Here is a 6,090-nt window from a genome sequence, read left to right on the forward strand (position 1 = left end):
CAGGTGGGGTCGGCTTTTGTGGCTGGGCGCGGCCGGGTCGTGGAGGGTGAGGCGCCGCAGCGGGTCGCACGCCCCGATGGTCGGACCGCCGAGCCGCCATGTTTCGACCCAGCCGCTACGTTTCGTCGCGTCGTATCGTGGCGGCTCGGTCGTTTCGTAGCGGCTCGGCGACAGTGACGGGCCGCGCGCGAGAGCGGGCGCTGAGCGCGGGCGAGTCCGCTCAGCGGGGGAACAGCCCGCCGAGCAGGATGCCGAGGGCCGCGGCCGCGAGGCACACGACGAGGGTGCCGAGGAGGTTCAGCCATGCCCAATCGCGTCGCCCGCGCTGCGCGAGCAGCACCGTCTCCGAGGACACCGTGCTGAAGGTCGTGAACCCGCCGAGCACGCCGATGCCGACGATCGCGACCCAGTTCGGCGCGACGAGCGCGCCCAGTCCCGTGAGTACGCCGATCAGGAACGACCCGAGGACGTTCACGATCAGGATGCCGAGGGGGAAGGCGTTCTTGCGGCCGCGCATGATCGCGCCGTCGAGCAGATACCGCGCGCCCGCCCCGAGCCCGCCACCGACGACGAGCCACACCCAGTCCGCGCCGTTCACTCGGCATCCCCCGCGGATTCCACTTCGCCCGGGCGGTCGACGACCCGCCGCCCGACCGCGAGACCGATCGCCGCGCACAGCACGCCACCGAGCAGCGACACCGCGATGAGCGCGAGCCCGACGAGCGGCGACGCGCTCGCGGTCGTCACGGATTGCGCGGCGAACGCGCTGTAGGTCGTGAACCCGCCGATCACGCCCGTGCCGAGAAAGGTGCGGGCGAGCGGATGCCGGTCGTCGAGCCATCCGACGACGAACCCGAGCAGGAGCGATCCGAGCAGGTTGATGCCGAGGGTCGCGGCCGGGACCACGAGCGGATGCGTGTGCATGCCGAGCGCGGGGGTCAGCGGCACGACGATCGCGGCGCGTGCGGCGACGCCGAGCGCGCCGCCCACGATGACGAGCACGAGGGCGACCGGCGAGAACCATCGCGCACGGGCCATGCCCCGAGGCTATGGCGGATCAGCCCAGGAGGAGGCTACGGATCGCCGATTCCGCCGACACCGACCGGTCGAGCACCAGGCCGCTGCGGTACCGGTAGAACACGCGCGGGTCGATGTAGGAACTCTTCGCGACGGCGGGCGTGTTGCCGAGGGCTGTGGCAGCGGCCTTGACCGCGAGCACTTCGGCGCGCTTGCGGTAGCGCTTCGCGTCAGCGGCACCGAGCTGCGCGAGCTTCTCGGCGGCGAGGATCGTTCCGCGGAGGGTGCGGAAGTCCTTCGCGGTGAAAGCCCCGCCGGTCATCGTGCGCACGTACGCGTTGACGTCCTTCGGCGTGAGCGGAACCCGGCGGCTCCCGCGCTCGTAGGCCAGCAGCGGCGAGGCGGGCCGCCCCGCGACCAGCAGCGCGACGGCGGCGGCGAGGTCGGCATCGTCGATCTCGATGCTCTGCCGCTGGCCGCTCTTGCCGGGGAAGCGCAGGCTCGTCACGGTGCCGCAGACCGCGGCATCCCGTCGGCGCAGCGTCGTGAGGCCGCGACTGCCGTATCTGAGGAGGTAGCGCTCGCTGCCCACGCGCAGCGCCGCCTGATCGAGCAGCCGGAAGGCGGTCGCGAGTACACGCTCCCGGTCGAGCCCGTCGCGGCGGAGTGACGTCGTGACGCGGGCGCGGGCTCGTGGCAGCGCCTTCGCCAACTGCAGAGCGCGGGCGTACTTTCCCTTGTCGCGGCCGACCGACCAGGACGGGTGGTAAAGATACTGCAGCCGGCCGGCCTCGTCGACGCCGGTGGCCTGTATATGGCCGTTCGGCGCGGCGCTGATCCACACGTCCCGCCATGCCGGTGGAATGAAGAGGGCGACGATCCGGTCGCGTTCGGTCTGCGACAGCGGCGCGCCGTCGGCATCCGTGTATTTGAAGCCCGACCCCGCGCGAACGCGCCGGTATCCGGGGTCCACGCCCGGGTGAACCTTGCGCAGTCGGGGCACGGTTACAGGAGCTTTCAGCCACGTCGGATCAGGACGAGCGAAGCATGGAGATCAGCTCCGCCTTCCGTTTGCCGGAGTAGCCGCGGATGCCGAGCTCTTTCGCTCTCTTGCGGAGGTCATCGACCGTCCAGTCGTCGTACGAGCCGGCCTCGCCGCCGCGTGCGCCGACCTTCTTGCGGCCGTCGCGGGCGGCGGCGTTGGAGATGCGGGCCGCCTTCTGCTTCGAGGCGCCGTCCTTGCGTAGCTCCTCGTACAGCTCGGGATCCTTCAGGGTGTTGGGGGCGCTGTTCTGTGGCATATCTCGGCTCTATCGCAGACTCCACCCGGCTGGCAAGGGGGGTGCCCGCGCGGCCGGATGGAGTTACGTTCGGGGCGTCATCCATTCTTGGGCGATCCCCGGAGAAAGGGAGAAATGTCATGAACATCGCTCTGCTCATCATCATCGTCGTGGCGATCGTGCTGGCCATCGTCGGGGGCCTGAACGCGGCGCTCAACTGGTTGCTGTGGGTCGCGCTGATCGTCGGCGTCATCGCCCTGATCGCGTTCCTGCTCCGCGTCGTGCGCGGCGGGCGGGCGTAGCCCGCGGGCCGGAGCCGGCGCGCCGGGGCTTACGCGCCGGGGCTTAGGCGCGCCCCGATCTCGACTTGCCGCGTTTTGTCGCATCCTCGGGGGTGAAACGACCGGTCGCGGCAACTCGATGTTGGCGGCCGACTCGACTTGCCGCGATTTGTCGCATCAGCTGGCCGATAACGACCAATCGCGGCAACTCGATGAACGGGTATGGGGCCACGCGGCACTCGGCCGCGGGTGGGACGGCGGGGCCGCGGGCGGGACGGCGGCGGCACACGGGCGTGCGAGAATGAAGCCGATACATTCTTGTATCGGCTGTCCGCAGCATCCGTGCCGCTCCGCGCCCGCCCCACAGCCCGCCACCCACAGAGCAAAGGCCCTCCGTGTCGAACCTCGCCGTCCTGAGCCTCAAGAACCGGGCGCTCATCGCCCTCGTCACGATCGTCGCCGCCGTCTTCGGCGGGCTCGCCCTGACGAGCCTGAAGCAGGAGCTCATCCCGTCGATCGAGTTCCCGCAGCTGTCGATCCTCTCCACCTATCCGGGCGCGTCGCCGGATGTCGTCAACAACGACGTCTCGACGCCGATCGAGACCGCGATCCAAGGCATCCCGGGGCTGGAATCGACGACGGCCACGAGCACGACGAACGCCTCGATCATCTCGGCATCCTTCACCTACGGCACCGACCTCGCGACCGCCGAGCAGAAGATCCTGCAGGCCATCAACCGCATCAAGTCGACGCTGCCCGAGAGCGTCGAGCCGAACGTCGTGTCGTTCTCGATCGACGACCTCCCCGTCATCGCGCTCGCCGTCACCGGATACGACGACGAACAGACGATCCAGGCGCAGCTGGAGGCCAGCACGATCCCCGACCTCGAGGATGTCGCGGGGGTGAGCGCGGCGTCCATCGTCGGCGGTCAGGGGCAGCGTGTCACGATCACGCCCGACCAGGCGAGGCTCGCCGCCGCCGGATTCACCCAGGCGGCGATCACCGACGCGCTCGATCAGAACGGGGTGCTCTTCCCCGGCGGCGCGGTCACCGAGGGCGACCAGACGCTCACGGTGCAGACCGGCGCCAAGCTCACGAGCATCGACGAGATCGCCGCGCTCCCGCTCGTGCCGACCTCGCCCGAGCAGGCGACGGGCGCGGCCGACGGCCCCGTCACGATCGCCGACGTCGCGACCGTGGAACTCGGCCAGGACCCGGTCACCTCCATCTCGCGCGTGAACGGCGAGCCCGCCCTCACCATCTCGATCACGAAGCTCCCCGCCGCCAACACGGTCGACGTCAGCCGCGCCGTCACGGCTCTGCTGCCGCACCTGCAGGATGCCCTCGGCTCGGACGCGACCTTCACGGTCGTCTTCGACCAGGCTCCCTATATCGAGCAGTCGATCGAGTCGCTCGCGCAGGAAGGCCTGCTCGGCCTCGTGTTCGCGGTGCTCGTCATCCTCGTCTTCCTGCTGTCGGTGCGCTCCACGCTCGTGACCGCGATCTCGATCCCGACGAGCGTGCTCATCACGTTCGTCGGCATCCAGGCGTTCGGATACTCGCTCAACATCCTGACCCTCGGCGCCCTCACGATCGCGATCGGCCGCGTCGTCGACGACTCGATCGTCGTGATCGAGAACATCAAGCGCCATTACGTGGAAGGCGCCGACAAGCTGCAGGCGATCCTGCTCGCGGTGCGCGAGGTGGCCGGCGCCATCACGGCCTCGACCATCACGACCGTCGCGGTCTTCTTGCCGATCGCGTTCGTCGGCGACATGACCGGCGAGTTGTTCCGCCCCTTCGCGATGACCGTCACGATCGCGATGACGGCGTCGCTGTTCGTCGCGCTGACGATCGTGCCGGTGCTGGCGTACTGGTTCCTGAAGCCCGGCAAGCAGGTCCAGGATGCCGAGGGCAACCCGATCGACCCCGAAGACCCCGCCGCTCCGCCGTCGCGGTTGCAGAAGGCGTACCTGCCGATCCTCGGCTGGACGCTCAAGCACTCCTGGATCACGCTGCTGCTCGCCGTGCTCGTCCTCGGCGGTACGATCGCCGCGGCGCCCCTCATGAAGACGAACTTCCTCGGCGACAGCGGCCAGAACACCGTCACCGTGACGCAGCAGGTCGGCGAGGCGGCGAGCCTCGACGCCCAGGATGCGGCGGCGGCGAAGGTCGAAGCGGTCCTCGTGGACCTCGACGGCGTCGAGACCGTGCAGACATCGATCGGCTCGACCGGCTCGGCCGTACGCGATGCGTTCTCGGGCGGCGGCTCGGGCATCACGTATTCGATCACGACGGATTCCGGCGCCGACCAGGTCGCCCTGCGCGAAGACATCCAGACGGCGCTCGCCGACCTCGACGACGTCGGCACGGTGACGGTGTCGTCCTCGGGCGGCGGCTTCGGCTCCAGCGACATCGAGGTCGACGTCACGGCTCCCGCAGCCGACACCCTGCAGCAGGCGACGGATGCCGTCGTCACGGCGCTCGACGACAAGGAGGGCATCGGCCAGGTCACGTCGAACCTTTCGGCATCCCTCCCCTACGTCGCCGTGTCCGTCGACCGCGACCAGGCCGCCGCGCTCGGCCTGTCGGAGGTCGCCGTCGGCGCACTGGTGTCGAACACGATGCAGCCGCGGCGGGCCGGCACGGTCGAGATCGACGACACGTCGCTCACCGTCTACCTGCAGGCGGCGTCGGTGCCGGCCACGATCGACGAGCTGCGCGCGATGCCGATCGCGTCGGCGGCGGGCCTCATCCGCCTGGACGAGGTCGCGAGCGTCGAGCAGAGCCAGGGCCCGACGTCGATCACGACGCAGCGCGGTCAGCGGACCGCGACGGTGACGGTGACCCCGGCCACCGACGACCTCAACACGGCATCCGCGTCGGTCACCACCGCGCTCGCCGACGTCGAGCTGCCGACCGGCGCCGACGCCGAGCTCGGCGGCGTGCTGACGCAGCAGCAGGATGCCTTCGGGCAGCTCGGCCTCGCGATGCTCGCGGCGATCCTCATCGTCTACATCGTGATGGTCGCGACCTTCCGGTCGCTGCGGCAGCCGCTGCTGCTGCTCGTGTCGGTGCCCTTCGCGGCGACCGGCGCGATTCTGCTGCAGATCGTGACGGGCGTGCCGCTCGGGGTCGCCTCGCTCATCGGCGTGCTGATGCTGATCGGCATCGTCGTCACGAACGCGATCGTGCTCGTCGACCTCGTGAACCAGTACCGCGACAAGGGTCTGACCGCGCACGACGCGACGATCGCCGGCGGGTCCAGGCGTCTGCGGCCGATCCTCATGACGGCGCTCGCGACGATCTTCGCCCTGACGCCGATGGCGCTCGGCATCACCGGCCACGGCGGGTTCATCTCGCAGCCGCTCGCCATCGTCGTGATCGGCGGGCTGGTCTCGTCGACCGTCCTGACCCTGCTCGTGCTGCCGACGCTGTACAACCTCGTCGAGGGTGCGCGCGAGCGCCGCGCGGCGCGGCGTGAGGGAAGGGCGGATGCCGCGGCCCCGGCA

General features: G+C 70.1%; 6 protein-coding genes. 2 read left to right on the top strand and 4 right to left on the bottom strand.

Features of this window, described 5'->3' with window-relative positions:
* Positions 1-220: 220 nt before the first annotated feature.
* Genes crcB through WBP48_RS04385 form a run of 4 tightly spaced genes read right to left on the bottom strand, consistent with a single transcriptional unit; the run spans position 221 to position 2,318 of the window.
* Entirely contained in the window at positions 221-598 is a 378-nt protein-coding gene (gene crcB, locus WBP48_RS04370; RefSeq protein ID WP_424436627.1) for a fluoride efflux transporter CrcB, read from the bottom strand.
* Positions 595-1,038, bottom strand: a complete 444-nt coding sequence (locus tag WBP48_RS04375; protein ID WP_424436630.1) for a fluoride efflux transporter FluC — start codon at positions 1,036-1,038, stop codon at positions 595-597. The genes crcB and WBP48_RS04375 overlap by 4 nt, the downstream gene beginning before the upstream one ends.
* 19 nt (positions 1,039-1,057) lie before the next feature.
* Positions 1,058-2,020, bottom strand: a complete 963-nt coding sequence (locus WBP48_RS04380; RefSeq protein ID WP_424436633.1) for a DNA topoisomerase IB — start codon at positions 2,018-2,020, stop codon at positions 1,058-1,060.
* 28 nt (positions 2,021-2,048) lie between these two features.
* Entirely contained in the window at positions 2,049-2,318 is a 270-nt protein-coding gene (locus WBP48_RS04385) for a DUF7218 family protein (protein WP_424436636.1), read from the bottom strand.
* Positions 2,319-2,437: 119 nt separating this feature from the next.
* On the opposite strand from WBP48_RS04385, the gene WBP48_RS04390 reads away from it, so the two are divergent.
* Complete coding sequence (locus WBP48_RS04390; RefSeq protein ID WP_424436639.1) at positions 2,438-2,599, top strand: hypothetical protein; 162 nt, start codon at positions 2,438-2,440, stop codon at positions 2,597-2,599.
* A gap of 374 nt (positions 2,600-2,973) precedes the next feature.
* On the top strand, positions 2,974-6,090 hold a 3,117-nt coding region (locus tag WBP48_RS04395), incomplete at its 3' end, for an efflux RND transporter permease subunit (RefSeq protein WP_424436642.1).

The organism is Microbacterium sp., from assembly GCF_049661145.1.
GTDB lineage: Bacteria > Actinomycetota > Actinomycetes > Actinomycetales > Microbacteriaceae > Microbacterium.